Origin of the sequence: Sporosarcina sp. FSL K6-5500, assembly GCF_038005665.1 — a bacterium.
Taxonomy (GTDB): Bacteria; Bacillota; Bacilli; order Bacillales_A; family Planococcaceae; genus Sporosarcina; species Sporosarcina psychrophila.
The window spans coordinates 862744-877831 of sequence record NZ_JBBOTP010000001.1; the positions used below are offsets into that span (position 1 = coordinate 862744).

Below are 15088 nucleotides of genomic sequence, written 5' to 3' on the forward strand. Positions count from 1 at the left end.
GGATTTTGAAAATGCCGAGAGTACTAGTAACGGGTGGCTTTGGATTTATCGGATCACATATTGTAGATACATTAATTCATAATAATTATGAAGTGGCCGTTTATGATAACCTATCCACTGGGTCTATTAAGAATGTCCATTCAGAAGCTGGAGTTTTTATAGGGAATATTGAAGATAAGGGGTCGCTAGAAAAGGCATTAGTGACGTTCAAGCCCGACTATGTGATTCACCAAGCCGCACAGGTTAGTATACAAAACTCCATTTCTGATATTTCGAATGATGCACTAATCAATATCATGGGTACAATAAACCTCATCCAACTTTCCAAGAAGTATGCCGTAAAAAAGATCGTATTTGCCTCTTCTGCGGCTGTCTATGGACATTCTAGTGTGCTGCCTATTCCAGTCTCACACCCTATTCAACCCTTATCCCCTTATGGTGTTTCGAAAAAAACAGCTGAAGATTATTTAATACTCGCAAAGGAATTATTCAATTTAGACTATGTAATACTTCGTTATAGTAATGTGTATGGGCCACGGCAAACAGCAGGCGGTGAAGGCGGGGTCATTTCAATTTTCACTAATCAAGTAATAAACAAGCAGCAGCCCATTATTTATGGCGACGGTTCACAAACTAGAGACTTTATCTATGTAGAGGATGTTGCGAGTGCCAACCTTCAAGCCCTTAGATTCGAAGGAAGTGGCATCTTCAATATTTCAAAAACAACTAGTTCAAATATCAATCAACTATACGCCATTATTCAATCGTTAAGTCAAAATGATATCTATCCTATTTACAAAACACCCAAAAGTGGAGATATCAAAGAAAGCTTGCTTTGTAATAAAGAGAGTATCCAAAAGTTAGATTGGAAACCTGTATATTCGCTACCAGAAGGTCTTGCGAATACATACGAATATTATCTTAAGAAAAATCAGCCTGCTAGTACCTCGTTTGAAGAACCTTCAACAACAATGCAATCTACGAATGTATTGCTACAAATCGAGTGAAAAACAAGTGAATAAGAAAAATTCGATAATTAGAAATATAATTCATTTATTTTACAGTACGATTCTAGCCAATATCTTAAATGCTACCACGCTCATACTATTGGCCAATTTTTTCAACTCTAAGAACTATGGAATATTTAGTGTGGCTCTTGCGCTTGCTATGATCATGAACTTTTTTACAGACCTTGGAGTAAGTAACACGTTCCTTCGAGAAGGATCGAAGAAGGAAAGCCTAAGCAATACATTTTCTTCCTATATAAAGATCCGGGTTGTCTGTTTACTTTTAGCAATTATTGTTTTTTCGGTTGGTATTCATACCTTTTATCAAGAACTACAGATTCTTTATATGATGTATAGCTTACTGATTCCCATGGTTATTGGCCTAATGATGCAAGGTATAGGAATCACTTATTTTCAATTAACTGAAAGAATGCAGTTCATCGCATCCATTAAAATCTTTTCGGCGATTGTATTAATCGTTTCAATCACTTTGTGCATGGCCTTAAAAGTAGATGTCCGTTTGACAGCCTTTTTATACGGTTTCTCTTATTTTATAGCCGGCCTTTACAGCCTGTATTTACTTCAAAAAAATGTAAAAGTAAAATGGAAGTCTCCTTTTCAAAACCAGTTAGTAGCTAATCTTAGTCCGTTCTTAATAAGTGGGTTATTTATTATGTTGACTCCCCAATTAGGCCCATTAGTTTTAGAAAAGACACTCCCCTTAACGCTTGTAGGTCTCTTTGCGGTAGCTTACCGGATTCCTTCAGCTCTATACCAAGTACCAGGGGTTATTGCAGGTGCATTTTTCCCTTTGCTATTTAAGACTTTCAACCAAGGAAAGCTAGAGGAACATACACGTTTAACTATCTTGCAAATGAAGATCATGTCCTATATTGGAGTATGTATGACCATATCCTTATTCTATTTGGCTGGATTCTTAGTTACTATTTTGTTCGGGGATGAATGGGCCTCTGCTGTTCAACCCTTAAAAATATTGTCCTTCATTATCGTCTTACAAGGATTTAACATTGCCATTGCAGACGGCCTTACGACTCGGGGATTGCAGAACCGTCGTACTATTGTACAGTTTATCACCATTACTATTGGTGTTATGTCCCTCTATTATCTGAGCGTTTCCTATGCAGTAGTCGGTGCAGCCTTTGCAGTTTTAGCCATGGAAATTGTATCATTCGTTGGGTATATCCTGACACATCCAACAAGAAATATGATTTTAACCAAGGTTATACTTCCATATGGTTCCTACTTTTCTATAAGTTTTATCCTTTTACACTATTTATTATCCAAGTACCCTTTTATGGCTATATTAACTACTTTCATCTCCGTGTCTGCGATGATTTATCTATTTGATAAGTCGACTCGAGCTTTAATCAAGGGCTTTATAAAAAAGAAAAAGCAACAGGAAATATCCCATGTAACAAACGGGAGACAACGAGAGGATGAAAATAATGCACATTAACAAAAACACCTCTACCTGGCCAGTCTTCCTTTTGTTACTTTTTATTACACTCGGTAAATATAATTTGTCTATCGGTTTTTCATTGAAAATATATATGGTTTTTCTGGTCTTTTTCCTGTGCATTTATTTCAGATTTTTTCACTTTAGTCCCCTCTATCATTATGAAGTTTTACTGTTGTTATTTTATTTTATCTATTGCCTAAGTGGTGCTTTTTCACAGTATCCAGAAGAAAGCATTCGGGTCATTCTAGGCGTAATTCTCATCCTTGGCTGTTATTTCATCATGAGATTTATCCTGGAACAAACCTCGATTCCTATAATTGAAACTTCTATTGCCACTGTTGGCATTGTTTTTAACGCCATTAGCCTGTTATTGTACTTAATTGGGTTGCAGGTGACAGGAGGATCACCAAAAGGTGTTGAGATTATCTCTTATGGATTATTAGTAGACCGAGATTATCCAAGACTTATTGGATTACTTGACGATCCAAATATTTTCATTTTTTTCAATACATTGTTCTTCTCTTATTATCTAACGCATTTAAAGGGATTCAAACACTCAATCGGGTTTACCTTATGTGTAATTACTTCCCTTCTTACTTTTTCAAGAGGTGGGATTGTCGCTCTCCTACTAGTTGTCATTTTGTATATGATTTTAGTGAATTTTTCTAAAAAGATAAAAATGATGACCGTTTCTTTGTTAGGCCTAGCGTTTCTCTATGCTGCAGGGTCATTCATTCAAGTAGATTTTAATCAGATTTTCACCAGTCGCATCACTGATTTTTCTACTGACGGAGGAAGTGGCCGATTTGAATTATGGAGTCAAGCCTTAAACTATTTTATGGCACATCCTCTTTTTGGAATTGGTGCTTTCAACTTTTCTGATTACTACGCATTTGATCATAATGTAAAACTATATGTTCATAATACGTATCTAGAGATCTTGGTGGAATCAGGAATTATTGGATTTCTTTTTTACTGTTCTTTTCTGGTGATGCTAGTTATCGCCTTCTTTAGGACTAAGCTACATAAACAAAGCCCCTACATCGTACTTACACTCTTCGCTTTTTCACTACAGATGGTGTCCCTGTCCCTCATAATTAATGAAGCATTTTTTATTTTTCTAGCACTGGCTTTCAAATATATTTCTGTATTTGATAAAAAAGGAGCTGAATTTTATGATGAACGCCCAAGAGGATAATATTCCGTTGGTCTCCATTATTACTCCCTCTTATAACAGCTTGACATTTATAAGAGAGACCATTGAATCCGTTCAGGCCCAATCATATCCCCATTGGGAAATGATCATTGTTGACGATAAGTCGAAGGATGACTCAATCCATGTAATTAAACAATATGTAAAAAACGATCAACGGATTAAACTAATTTCCTTAACCCAAAATAGTGGTGCAGCTAGGGCTAGAAATGCAGCCATTAAAATGGCCACAGGAAATTATTTAGCGTTTCTTGATAGCGATGATCTATGGTTACCTACTAAATTAGAAGAACAAGTTGCTTTTATGCAAAAGGGGAATCTTACTTTTTCCTTTACTTCCTATTCGTTGATTAATGAAGATGGTAATCATATGCATATAGAAGTAAAAGCACCAAAAGTAGTGGATTATAAGTATCTGATTGGAAATACAATTATTGGCTGCCTAACTGTAATGTTAGATAGACAACAAATTAAACAGATAGAAATGCCAGATATTCAGCCTGAGGATACTGCCTTATGGTTGTTGTTACTTCGGCAAGGGCATAAAGCATATGGCTTACAAAAGGTTTTATCAAGATATCGTATTGTTTGTAACTCCGCCTCAAGGAATAAATTCAAAGCTGCCTATCGATATTGGAAACTCTTACGAAGCCAAGAAAAGTTAAACCTTGTAAAATCCAACTTTTACTTTGGTAAATATGCCTATCATGCATACAATAAAAACAAAGTGTCTTTACCAAATGGGGGTAAATAAAGAATGTACACTGTTCTACTACTAACTGATAAACTCATAACAGGTGGTGCCGAGATGTATTTTTGTAAATTGGAAAACCACCTCAAGGATGAAAACATGACGTTTTACTCAGCAGCCGCAGCTGGAGAGATGTACAATCAAATTCATAATAAAAGTAACTTTATTCCTTTAAGCTTAAAAAATCACCTTGGTAATCTAAAGACACTGAGAAAACAAGTAATTCAAAAGGCCATTGATGTCATTCATGCAAATAGTTTAAGAATGTTGCTCTATTCCATCGCAATAAAGAAAATTACCAACAGAGAAATCAAGTTGGTCTATACCAAACATAATGTGACAATGCTTGAAAAAAAGATTCCCTTCCTTTTTAAAAAAGTGTTGAATCGGCATGTTGATCAAATTATCTCGGTTAGCAATTTTGAAACGGAGAACTTACAACAACTTGGAGTAAGGAAAGAACTTATTCGGACCATTTATAATGGAGTCGATTTGGATCAATTTCCTTTTCAACCACAGCAAGCTCAGAAAACATTCAATATCGGAATCTTAGCTCGTTTATCAAAAGAAAAAAACCATAAACTATTCTTAACTATTGCCAATGAATTAAGGTATATGGACCACTTTACGTTTCACATTGCGGGTGATGGACCTGAGAGGGAATTTGTCGAAAAAGAGATAAAAAAGTTAAAGTTAAGCCATAAAATAAATGTTTTAGGTCAGGCTTCCAATCCATATGAATTTATTTGCAATATGGACTTGCTACTCCTAACATCCTTCAGAGAAGTTTTTCCAATGGTTGTCCTTGAAGCAATGGCTACAGGAACGCCGATAGTGTCTATAGATGTTGGTGGCATTAAAGAAGCAATTATAGATCATGAAACAGGGATTCTCATTTCACATCATTCAGAAAAAGAATTCGCAGAAAAAATCATGATGCTCCACGATAATGAGAATTTAAGACAAGATTTGGGAAGCACTGCAAGACAAAAAGTAGAAGAATCTTTTTCTCTTTCAAATATGATTCATTCTACATTGAAAACCTATCAAATTTAAAAAACAAACGATACATTCGTTTGTTTTTTTATACCTATGCATCTTTTTTAAAAAAGCATATTCTATAACACCCCACTAGAAAAGGAGTGTTTTAAAATGATGGACTCTGAAGACTGCCAGAATAGAGATGTTGTTAATATTGATTGTTTTGGAGCTGATCCAAATTCAGCAGACAATTCCCCAGCCATTCAAGAAGCCATTAATAATTGTATAGCTAATAATCACTCAAAAGTTGTCATAACAGGGAAGAAACAATATATCCTTTCCTCCCCCATTGTCATTAAGTCAAATGTAAGTCTCGAAATTGATTCTACAGTTACATTACTTGTCAAAGGTGATTTCCAAGTGTTTGAGCTTCAAAAAGATGCTTCAATCTCGGGTGGAACGATTGAAATCATGGATAATAGCTTTAATTCAACTGTTATCTTCCTTTCTGGTGCCCAACAAATAGAGATTCATAATCACACTTCTATTTCCGATATAAATATTATAAACCGTACAACAACATACCAGGGTATAGCCATTCAACTATACTGTAAAAATGCATGGGATTTCATCAGCTTCTTTAAAGCAAACTCCATACAAATCACAAACTTTCATACGGCCCTCTATTTTAAAACAGAAAAACTTCAAAATATAAATACCCCGTGTTGGATTAATGCGAACTCCTTCCACTCTATTTTTATAGATGGTTGTCAGTACGGTATAGAGATTGACGGAAATAGTGATTTACCATATGAAATTTCTGGTAACACCTTTACCGATATCCAAGTTCAATGCCGGAAACAAACAAAAAAGGTAATCCGCTGCTCGGGTGCCTATAATGTATTTGAAGGATTGATTTGGGATACCAACCGTATGGATGATCCTCCACTTGTCATTGAATTTTCCTCCATTTCTCATCATAATTACCTATTCTCGAATCAAGTTTCCACATCCATTCTAGATCTTGGTCAATACAATCGTTACACGTCACCTCATGAAGAATCCCTTCCTGTATATCCCCCTCTTGCATTAGGGAAAGCACATCTGGTTGGGAACCAAGATGATATATTAGTAAATGCACACGTCCGATATACTGTACGTCAACTTTTGGGTAAAGCCCCCTATGGAGGAACTATAAATAATTGTTTTAACTTACTAGATGAGCAAAGCGTGAATTACTTGGAGGTGCCTAGTTCTCAGCCAGTTGTCATCGAATTAGACTTTTCAAAACAGCCTATTAAAATGCTGAATTGCTTTGGTATTTATTTTGGATGGAATGAAAGTCCGAGCCATGTGTTAATTGAATACCAACAAAGTTTAAATGGACCATGGATAGTGGCTAAAAATGTCCCATTTAATGTCGGAAACACTGTTATTTCGGAGGTAAGAGCAGCTACGTTGTATAAAGTTAAGTTAACACTAAGCGGTTACACGCAAGAGCACAAACGATTTCGTATTAATCGGATATTTGCTAAATCATCATTACAACATGGTGCCTCTTGGTTGCCAACTACAGGCGGTACATTATATGGAGATTTAGAACTACAAAAAGGGCAATCCGTGAAGTTAGTTTCTCCGAACGGAACTAAATGGAAAGTGAGTATTAATGACCAAGGACAAATTATCACATCAAAGCTATAAAACAATATAATCTTGACAGAACAAATGCTGTGAAAGCCCCCTAAAAAGAGAATGTTAATTTACAGACACTAAGTAGGTTAACTATTTTAAGCCTTACTTACCGCCTTATTAAGCTCCACATAATTGAGTAGGACACTTGATTTACTATATTGGCTTGTCCACTGTCAGCGATTTTGCTCATTGCTTACAGTTAACTGCCTAATCATAGCGTAATCTTCACATTGTTTTCATTGATAAATTTACCCATCAACTCAAGAACTCCGTCTTTCAATTCGGGTCGGTCCAAAGCAAAATCTAATGTAGTTTCGATGAACCCAAGTTTATCCCCTACATCGAATCTTTTGCCTTCAAACTTAAAGGCATAAACATCCTGCATAGTATTTAACTGCTCGATAGCATCAGTCAATTGGATTTCTCCACCCTTGCCAATCTTTTTTTCATCCAAAAATTGAAATATTTCCGGAGTCAGGATGTAACGTCCGATTATTGCCAAATTTGATGGGGCTTCATTCCTTGAAGGTTTTTCAATAAAACTTCTTACCTTTATCAGGTTGGATTCGATGGAAACAGGATCAATTACACCATATTTGTGTATGTCTTCTTCGTTAACTTCCTGTATACCTAATACACTCGAACCTGTTTTTTCAAATTGATTAATTAATTGTTTCAAAGCTGGGGTATCACTTTTGATAATGTCATCCCCTAAAAGAACACCAAATGGTTCATCACCAATAAATTTCCGGGCACACCAAATTGCATGACCTAGCCCCAATGGTTCCTTTTGTCGTATATAATGAATTTCTATAGAAGATGACGCTATTACTTTATAAAGCAAGTCAAACTTTTCTTTCTTCACTAAATTTGCCTCTAATTCAAACGCATGATCAAAGTGATCTTCAATCGCTCTTTTACCTTTACCAGTTACAATAATAATGTCCTCTATTCCAGAGGCGATTGCTTCCTCAACAATGTACTGAATAGTAGGCTTATCTATTATAGGAAGCATCTCTTTCGGCATGGCCTTCGTAGCAGGAAGAAACCTAGTTCCTAAACCTGCCGCAGGTATAATGACCTTTTTTACAGTTTTCATATTTCCCTCCCATTTTCCAGTAAAAATTAATGGTATGTCACATTGGACTTTATTTTTCTTATTACAATTTTTTGCTCAGCCTAATAACGATTATTTCCGCTTCATCAATCGCTGCTTTCAAGTATTCCTTATTTTACGGATGAATCCGCGCAACCGTTACCAACACTCTATGCGAAGTTGTACGGTATGAGAACAGATTAACTGCATCAATTGAACCAAAGCCATTATATTGAACGAATTTTATTCACTTCTCCGACATACGTTCACATTTTTCCAAATTGGCATTACTATAGATGTTGAAGAAATGAATACGGCCTATGCGCTTTACAAGAACTTTTGGGAGGCCGCTGAAAAGTTCTAATACTCTGAATGAAATAGAACTCCTAGCAATACGGCTTCGACGCTTTGTGGATGCCTCCCGCGATAGATGGTCTATGTGTGAAAGCGTATTTCATTATCTGTGATGAAATCTGCAAACTGGAGTACATCTTTCTTGAATATAAGTGGTATCAACTAGTAACCACCTTATAATCTTGGCATAGACATCTCAAAATCACATTTCTCTCGATAATGAACAACCTAGCGCAGGCGCGACAAAAGCATCGCCGAAACGCCAAGCGTTCTACAATCCACATTCCGAATTAAAACTCTCTCTGAATGAGCGCAACAATAGATTCAATGGGATTCTTTAATTCAACATATATAGTATTTAAGTTTTAAAGAAAAAATAGACATTAAAAAGGTCCAATCCAGATACGAATTCTGGATTGGACCTTTTATTAGCATCATCGTTCACACACAATTACATCTTTATCACGGTCACTCTTTTTATTCTCGTCCAGGCACCTGAAATTCATGCTATAACTGAAAAAACCTCAAAATAATTACACTCTATTTTCGACCCGAAATTAAAATTCGATCGCCATTTCATAGTTAAAGTGGGGTCATATCGTCATTACGTAACATCCCGACTTTATTCCATATGATTAAGTCAATTTAAGATAAGAGCTACCCAGGCAATTCAGAATGCAGTAGGTAATTGGGACCTTTCATGAGTACCTTGACCTCCCCCCACTTTAGCGGTGGGAGGTGTTCAACCATGCTTTCATATAGTCAATAAATTTTTGAGCGGCTGGAGAAATAGTGTTGAAGGATGGGGCTGCGATACCGATGGAGCGATAATGTTCTCCTTCCAAGCTCAGGATGCGAACATTATGCGGAACACGGTACAAAACCATTTCAGGAAGAATACTAATGCCCATCCCATTTTGAACCATCGAAATGATTGCTTGATCATCCGCAAGTTCAAATTTAATATGAGGGGTTACATTGTTTTCATGAAAAATCCGCTTTAAATCATTATCGCTCCCTTTCTTCGACATAATCAGCATCTCTTCTTTAATGTCTGCAAAACTGACCTCCTGTTGGTTTGCGAGGCGATGCTCGTCAGGAAGAACGCACAACATACGGTCTTTTTTTAAGAAAATCACTTCAAATGACTTCGAAGTCGGTAATGAGACAAAGCCAAAATCAACCGCACCCGTTGCAATCCAGTGCTCAAGCGTATCGTAATCCCCCTCTAACAACTTGATTTCGATAGCAGGTAAATCTGCATTAAAACTTTTCAGGATTTCTGGTAGCCATTGAACGGAAACACTCGAAAAAGTCCCAATGCGGACGGTGCCAATTTCAAGACCCTTAATATTCGCTATTTCTTGCATCATTTGTTCATTCCACTTTAACATTTCATGGATATGCCTTAATACGCGTTCTCCATTACTAGTCAACTTGATCCCCGCACGTCCTCTAATTAAGATGGTAAATCCCCATTCGGATTCAAGGCTGGCAATTGCATGACTCACGGCGGATTGAGTTAACCCATGAATCTCCGCTGCTTGTTTGAGACTCCCTGATTCTACAACAGTGCTAAATATTTCAAACTTGACCAATGACAACTTCCCCACTCCCTTTACATGAATATTATTCATCTAACAGCTTAAAAACATTCATTTTTATTATCTAAACTTAACATGTATACTAAAAAACAATCAATAACTTTCGTTGAATTTTGGCACAATGAATGGAACTGGAGGGTGTAAGATGGATAATCCAATAAGTAGGGGCACACAAGTAAAAGCGGACTTGATGATGGTCATGGTGACAATGTTATGAGGTGCATCCTATTTGTTTATGAAGATGGGCCTCCATTCGATTCAAGAGTATAACCTAATTGCATTACGTTTTGGGATTGCTTTTCTTGTAGCTGCACTCGTATTTTATCGACGCCTTCTGAAAATTGATGGTAAAACGATCACATATGGATTTTTACTCGGATCGCTGTTATTCTTGTGCACTTCCGCTGTAGTAATCGGTTTAAAAACGACTTCAGTTTCAAATGCCGGATTTTTATTTAGTCTCGCGGTTATCTTTGTTCCTTTGTTAATAGCACTCTTTTCTCGAAAGAAACCTAAAAAAAGAGTGATAATTAGCTTGTGTATCTCGATTACTGGAATCGGTCTTTTAACGTTAAACCAGGCATTCCACATCCATGCTGGCGATTTCTTGTGCATCTTAGGTGCCTTATTTTATGCCCTTCACATCATCGTTACAGGGAAAGCAACAAAAAATGTGGATGCCATCTCCATTGGGATCATACAGCTTGGGGTTGCAGGTGCATGGGGACTTCTCTTTTCACTATTATTTGAAAAACCACAACTTCCAAGCAACGTCGAGTCTTGGAGTGCGATTTTGGCATTAAGCATTCTGTGCAGTGCAGTTGGATTTATTGGCCAAGCTGTAGCCCAAAAACATACAACACCTACACGTACTGGTCTGATTTTTTCATTAGAGCCTGTATTTGCAGCATTCTTTGCTTTTATTTTCGTAGGTGAAATCCTTACAAATAAAGGATATGTAGGGGCTGTCCTGGTGCTATTCGGGGTACTTGCCGCGGAGATCAATTTAAAGAAATTACTGGGGAGAAGAAACTTTTTATATACAATGAGTCGGTCTAGGGAGAGCGGATTATAAGTGCCAGGTATCTAGACTAGTTAGAATTCAATGGAAACCTCACTGTTTGTTGGACACTTTTGGTATTCTGTCAAGAAAGTGGACATGAATTAATGAGCAGTTATTTTAAAAAGCCTACCGCGCTGCGCTTGCTGTACTTTCGTGGAAGAGCAGTTAAAAAGCCAACTGCTCTTCCACGAAAGTTGTGAGTGGTTTCTGGACATTTTTCTCTTTCAATTCTTGATACTGTGACTCGAAAAAATTAGGGGAGACATAGTCTAACGTGGAATGGATGCGTTTCTCGTTATAAAACGAGATGATGTAATCCAACACTGCCGTCTCTGCTTCCTTTCGTGTCTTGAACTTCATTCGGTAAATCAGTTCCTTCTTGATTGTCGCATGGAAGGATTCAATACACGCATTGTCGTAACAGTCACCTCTACGACTCATGCTGATTTGGCACTGCTTCTCTTTAAGCAGTCCAGTATAAGCAACAGACGCATACTGGGAGCCCTGATCTGAATGGTGAATCAACCCCTCTTCTGGGGAACGGAAATGAAAAGCACGCTCCAGCGCCAGTTGAGGCAGCTGCGTGGATAAGGTGTTCGCTAAGTTAAAACCAATGATCTTACGAGAGAATAAATCCATCACCGTAGCCAGGTATAGCCACCCCTGAGTTGTCCAGATATAGGTGATATCCACGACCCACACTTGATTGGGATGATCCGCATGGAAGTTTCGTTTTAACAAATTAGGATAAATCGGATGTTCATGATTAGATTGAGTTGTCACCGTATAGTGAAAAGGCACTGTAGCGCATAAACTCAGCTCTCTCATATAGTTTGAGACAGTCTTCTCTGAAAGTGGTACCCCTTGTTTCTTCATAATCCGTTGGATTCGGGGGCTTCCATAGACCTCCCGATTCTCGCAAAAAATTTGTTTGATTAACTTTAATGCCCCTTCTTTTTTCTTCTGCGAGGCACTTTGTACTTTTTCACGCCATTTATAGTAGCCGCTCTTTGAAACCTTTAGAACTTCGCACATCCTATTCACGCGGTATTCTTCCCGGTGCTTTTCAATAAATGAATAGATCACTGCGGGTTTTTTGAAAAGATGTGCATGGCTTTTTTTAAGATTTCATTCTCTTCCTTCAGTTCCTGGATTTCTTTTTCAAGCGCTCGTTGCTGCCTTAGCCGCTCGGTAGAGGTTACAAATTCTTCCCCATTACGTTTTCCTTCCAGTTCTTTTCGATGGTGACTTACCCACTTTCGCAAGGTACTGACAGGCACATCCATCTCCCGTGAAATTTCAATCTGTTTTCTTCCGTCTTCCACCACCAGCTTGACCAAATGCTCTTTCAGCTGATTATCTATTCGTTTCTTCATAATGGACACGCTCCATTCAGTTAGTTTGTTCTCTTTATCCAAACACGCTCATTGGATTATGTCCACTTTCTATACTACATTCACTTTCAGGCTTTCGTTGAACACTTACCCCAGTTGGTTGGACACCTTAAGGCTTTTGTTGGACACTTCGAAGTGTTCGTTGGAAACCTCTCCGTTTGTGGACACTTTAATGCTTTCGTTGGACACTCGGCTTAGTTGGTTGGACAACTTTAATATTCGGTATCTGCAACAAACAACAACGAATAATTCACCCAATTGTATAAAAACACAAAGAAGATTAGATATTATAGTAAATACCTAATCCACGCCTTATAAATATGTAATTCTAGTTAATTGTCAGAATAGCACGGAGCGCAGTGGTCGACCCCCTTAAAACGGACAAAATAGGGTATAGAATATACAAAGCCTTATTATTCTATTTAAAGGAGAGGTTATTATGTATATCCGGAAAAAGTTAAAAAAGCGTCGTTCAACATTTGAAACAAAATTATATGCGGTTACACAAGTGATAGAGTTCAACCGAAACAAAAGGCTTGTTGCCGAAGAAATTGGCTTCAGTGTAAATTCAGTAATTAATTGGGTCAAAACCTTTGAACAGCACGGTGAGACTGGTCTTCAATCGAAAAACCCAGACTTACTATCAGATGATAGGATTGAATTAGAACGCCTACGTTGCTTTGAGACGAAATATTATCAACAACAAGAGGAGATTGAAATTCTAAAAAAGTTCCAGGTCTTTCTCAAGGAGAACGAAAACAAAAGTCATATGATGCCATAACTTCTTTGAGAAAGGAATATTCGGTTGAAAGACTTTGCAAGACACTTGGTGTATCAAAAAGTGGGTATTATGATTACATGAAGCGCCCACAACAAGGACCATCAGAACGCGATCTTCGAGATATTAAAGCTATAAAACGAACGTATAATAAGAGCAAAGGTACTTATGGTTGTAAACATATTGCAGGAGAACTTAAAGAAAGAGGCCATATTATAAACCATAAACGCGTGGCCAGATTAATGCATGAATTGAATTTAGCATCTAAGATAAGAAAGGCAAGAATCACTAGAGAAACAAGAACAAACCTTGTTGGCCATGTTTATCCAAATATATTAAATCGAAATTTTGATGTAGATTCTCCGAATCTAAAATGGGTTATGGACCTCACCGAAATCAAAGCAGAGGGCGCAAAACTGTTCATTTCAGCTATTGTTGATTTGTTCAATCGAGAACTAATTGCGCTGGCTGTTGGTTCCAGGCCGATTTATGAGCTAGTGGAAGCTACTATTCATATGGCAATGAACGAACGTGATCTTCAGTCAATGAAAGGCATTCTCTTCCATACCGATCAAGGAAGTGTCTTTACATCACTTCAGCACCATAAGAAATCAAAGGAACTTGGCTTTACGCCAAGTATGTCGAGAAAAGCAAACTGTTGGGACAACGCGGTCATTGAAAGTATCTTTTCTCACTTCAAAACCGAATTTGATTTTCATTATCCTTTGAATAATTATGCACAGGCTAAAATCGACTTACTGGCCTTCCGCAACTACTTTAACGATGAGAGAAGCCAAAAACGTTTAGGGTATAAGACACCTAAAGCCTTCTTGGAAGCGCACTTGTTACCTCAAAGCTAGTATTTAACTGCGTCCGATATATAGGGGGCAAACCATAGGTACCTGACATTCAAACTGATTAGTTTCGCGCGCAGCTACCTGACACTCAGTGTTTTATAGTCGGAATAGCTAAGTTCTTTTCATTTTTTAAAGAAATATGCAGTTCACGATTGCGATTGATAGAGGCAAAAAAAACATCCTTTAGCTCATTAACACCTTGATTGTCTAATTCTTGTTTTAGCCATGCTTCATCTAAATTAACATCTCTTAACACGTCTGTGTAAAGTGTTCCTTCTACGATAACAGGAAAGGAAATCGTAGACGTTGGTTTTATGATATTCATATCTTCTAGCGTCACCGAATTCTTTTGTGGTTTTTTTAATACACTTAATGCCCCGTTTGCTTCAATAATTGCTGTTTCTACTTCGTTAATATCAAATACATCTTTTTCTCTAAGCATTTGAAGGATATTATCAATAGAATAACGAATTTTCTTTAAGTTTTCATTCACAAATTTTCCATTTTGAAGAACAACGGTTGGTTCAAATGTTAGTAATCTGCCTATTTTACGATTAGATATTTTCCATCTCGTAACAATCCTTTGAAAAACGCCGATCGCAATGATAGCAAAAGCAGTCGGCAAATGTTTAATATCAGGTTCAGCAATATCAGCTCCAACAAGTGCCCCTAATATAATGACGATTAAAAAGTCAAATACCGGCAATTCACCAATGGCACGTTTCCCCATAAATAGTGTGGTAAACAATAACAACGGTATAATAGTAACTATTCTTCCTAATATAAGGAGCATATCCTTCATAAATTCCAACATCTTG

At 37.2% G+C, this 15088-nt stretch carries 11 protein-coding genes and 2 pseudogenes; 9 read left to right on the plus strand and 4 right to left on the minus strand.

From position 1 onward, the window contains the following. The first annotated feature begins 11 nt into the window (after positions 1–11). The 6 genes from MKX62_RS03725 to MKX62_RS03750 all read left to right on the plus strand — a co-directional run bounded on the left by MKX62_RS03725 (position 12) and on the right by MKX62_RS03750 (position 7133). Positions 12–1007, plus strand: a complete 996-nt coding sequence (locus MKX62_RS03725) for an NAD-dependent epimerase/dehydratase family protein (RefSeq protein WP_340740765.1) — start codon at positions 12–14, stop codon at positions 1005–1007. Positions 1008–1014: 7 nt separating this feature from the next. Continuing rightward, positions 1015–2484 (plus strand): oligosaccharide flippase family protein, encoded by a 1470-nt coding sequence (locus MKX62_RS03730; RefSeq protein ID WP_340740766.1) that lies wholly within the window; start codon positions 1015–1017, stop codon positions 2482–2484. Then, on the plus strand, positions 2474–3685 hold the full coding sequence (locus tag MKX62_RS03735; protein WP_445683517.1) for an O-antigen ligase family protein: 1212 nt from the start codon (positions 2474–2476) through the stop codon (positions 3683–3685). The genes MKX62_RS03730 and MKX62_RS03735 overlap by 11 nt, the downstream gene beginning before the upstream one ends. Beyond that, complete coding sequence (locus MKX62_RS03740) at positions 3663–4454, plus strand: glycosyltransferase family 2 protein (RefSeq protein ID WP_340740768.1); 792 nt, start codon at positions 3663–3665, stop codon at positions 4452–4454. Before MKX62_RS03735 ends, MKX62_RS03740 begins: the two co-directional genes overlap by 23 nt. Before the next feature lie 3 nt (positions 4455–4457). Continuing rightward, a complete protein-coding gene (locus MKX62_RS03745) occupies positions 4458–5507 on the plus strand; it encodes a glycosyltransferase family 4 protein (RefSeq protein ID WP_340740769.1) in 1050 nt (349 codons plus the stop codon). Between the two features lie 96 nt (positions 5508–5603). Beyond that, positions 5604–7133, plus strand: coding sequence for a hypothetical protein (locus tag MKX62_RS03750; protein WP_340740770.1), 1530 nt, complete (start codon positions 5604–5606; stop codon positions 7131–7133). A gap of 202 nt (positions 7134–7335) precedes the next feature. Here the strand turns inward: MKX62_RS03750 and galU are convergent, their stop codons facing one another. Together galU and MKX62_RS03760 are read right to left on the minus strand one after the other, a co-directional pair. Further along, complete coding sequence (galU, locus tag MKX62_RS03755) at positions 7336–8223, minus strand: UTP--glucose-1-phosphate uridylyltransferase GalU (protein ID WP_340740771.1); 888 nt, start codon at positions 8221–8223, stop codon at positions 7336–7338. 1076 nt (positions 8224–9299) lie between these two features. Further along, on the minus strand, positions 9300–10178 hold the full coding sequence (locus tag MKX62_RS03760; RefSeq protein ID WP_340740772.1) for a LysR family transcriptional regulator: 879 nt from the start codon (positions 10176–10178) through the stop codon (positions 9300–9302). A 145-nt stretch (positions 10179–10323) separates the two neighbouring features. On the opposite strand from MKX62_RS03760, the pseudogene MKX62_RS03765 reads away from it, so the two are divergent. Further along, positions 10324–11253, plus strand: a pseudogene (locus MKX62_RS03765) (DMT family transporter). Between the two features lie 153 nt (positions 11254–11406). On the opposite strand, the pseudogene MKX62_RS03770 reads toward MKX62_RS03765, so the two are convergent. Continuing rightward, positions 11407–12617, minus strand: a pseudogene (locus MKX62_RS03770) (IS3 family transposase). A 457-nt stretch (positions 12618–13074) separates the two neighbouring features. Between MKX62_RS03770 and MKX62_RS03780 the strand changes: the two are divergent. Next, on the plus strand, positions 13075–13416 hold the full coding sequence (locus tag MKX62_RS03780; protein ID WP_187045315.1) for a transposase: 342 nt from the start codon (positions 13075–13077) through the stop codon (positions 13414–13416). 5 nt (positions 13417–13421) lie between these two features. Next, positions 13422–14273 (plus strand): IS3 family transposase, encoded by an 852-nt coding sequence (locus MKX62_RS03785; protein ID WP_187045316.1) that lies wholly within the window; start codon positions 13422–13424, stop codon positions 14271–14273. A gap of 85 nt (positions 14274–14358) precedes the next feature. Here the strand turns inward: MKX62_RS03785 and MKX62_RS03790 are convergent, their stop codons facing one another. Then, positions 14359–15084, minus strand: coding sequence for a DUF421 domain-containing protein (locus MKX62_RS03790; protein ID WP_340740774.1), 726 nt, complete (start codon positions 15082–15084; stop codon positions 14359–14361). Positions 15085–15088 lie beyond the last annotated feature (4 nt).

What these genes read in the sequence shown, in the direction of transcription:
- MKX62_RS03725 (WP_340740765.1), top strand. Translation starts at nt 12, where the DNA reads ATGCCGAGAGTACTAGTAACGGGTGGCTTTGGATTTATCGGATCACAT.
- MKX62_RS03735 (WP_445683517.1), top strand. Translation starts at nt 2,474, where the DNA reads ATGCACATTAACAAAAACACCTCTACCTGGCCAGTCTTCCTTTTGTTA.
- MKX62_RS03740 (WP_340740768.1), top strand. Translation starts at nt 3,663, where the DNA reads ATGATGAACGCCCAAGAGGATAATATTCCGTTGGTCTCCATTATTACT.
- MKX62_RS03745 (WP_340740769.1), top strand. Translation starts at nt 4,458, where the DNA reads ATGTACACTGTTCTACTACTAACTGATAAACTCATAACAGGTGGTGCC.
- MKX62_RS03750 (WP_340740770.1), top strand. Translation starts at nt 5,604, where the DNA reads ATGATGGACTCTGAAGACTGCCAGAATAGAGATGTTGTTAATATTGAT.
- galU (WP_340740771.1), bottom strand. Translation starts at nt 8,223, where the DNA reads ATGAAAACTGTAAAAAAGGTCATTATACCTGCGGCAGGTTTAGGAACT.
- MKX62_RS03780 (WP_187045315.1), top strand. Translation starts at nt 13,075, where the DNA reads ATGTATATCCGGAAAAAGTTAAAAAAGCGTCGTTCAACATTTGAAACA.
- MKX62_RS03790 (WP_340740774.1), bottom strand. Translation starts at nt 15,084, where the DNA reads ATGTTGGAATTTATGAAGGATATGCTCCTTATATTAGGAAGAATAGTT.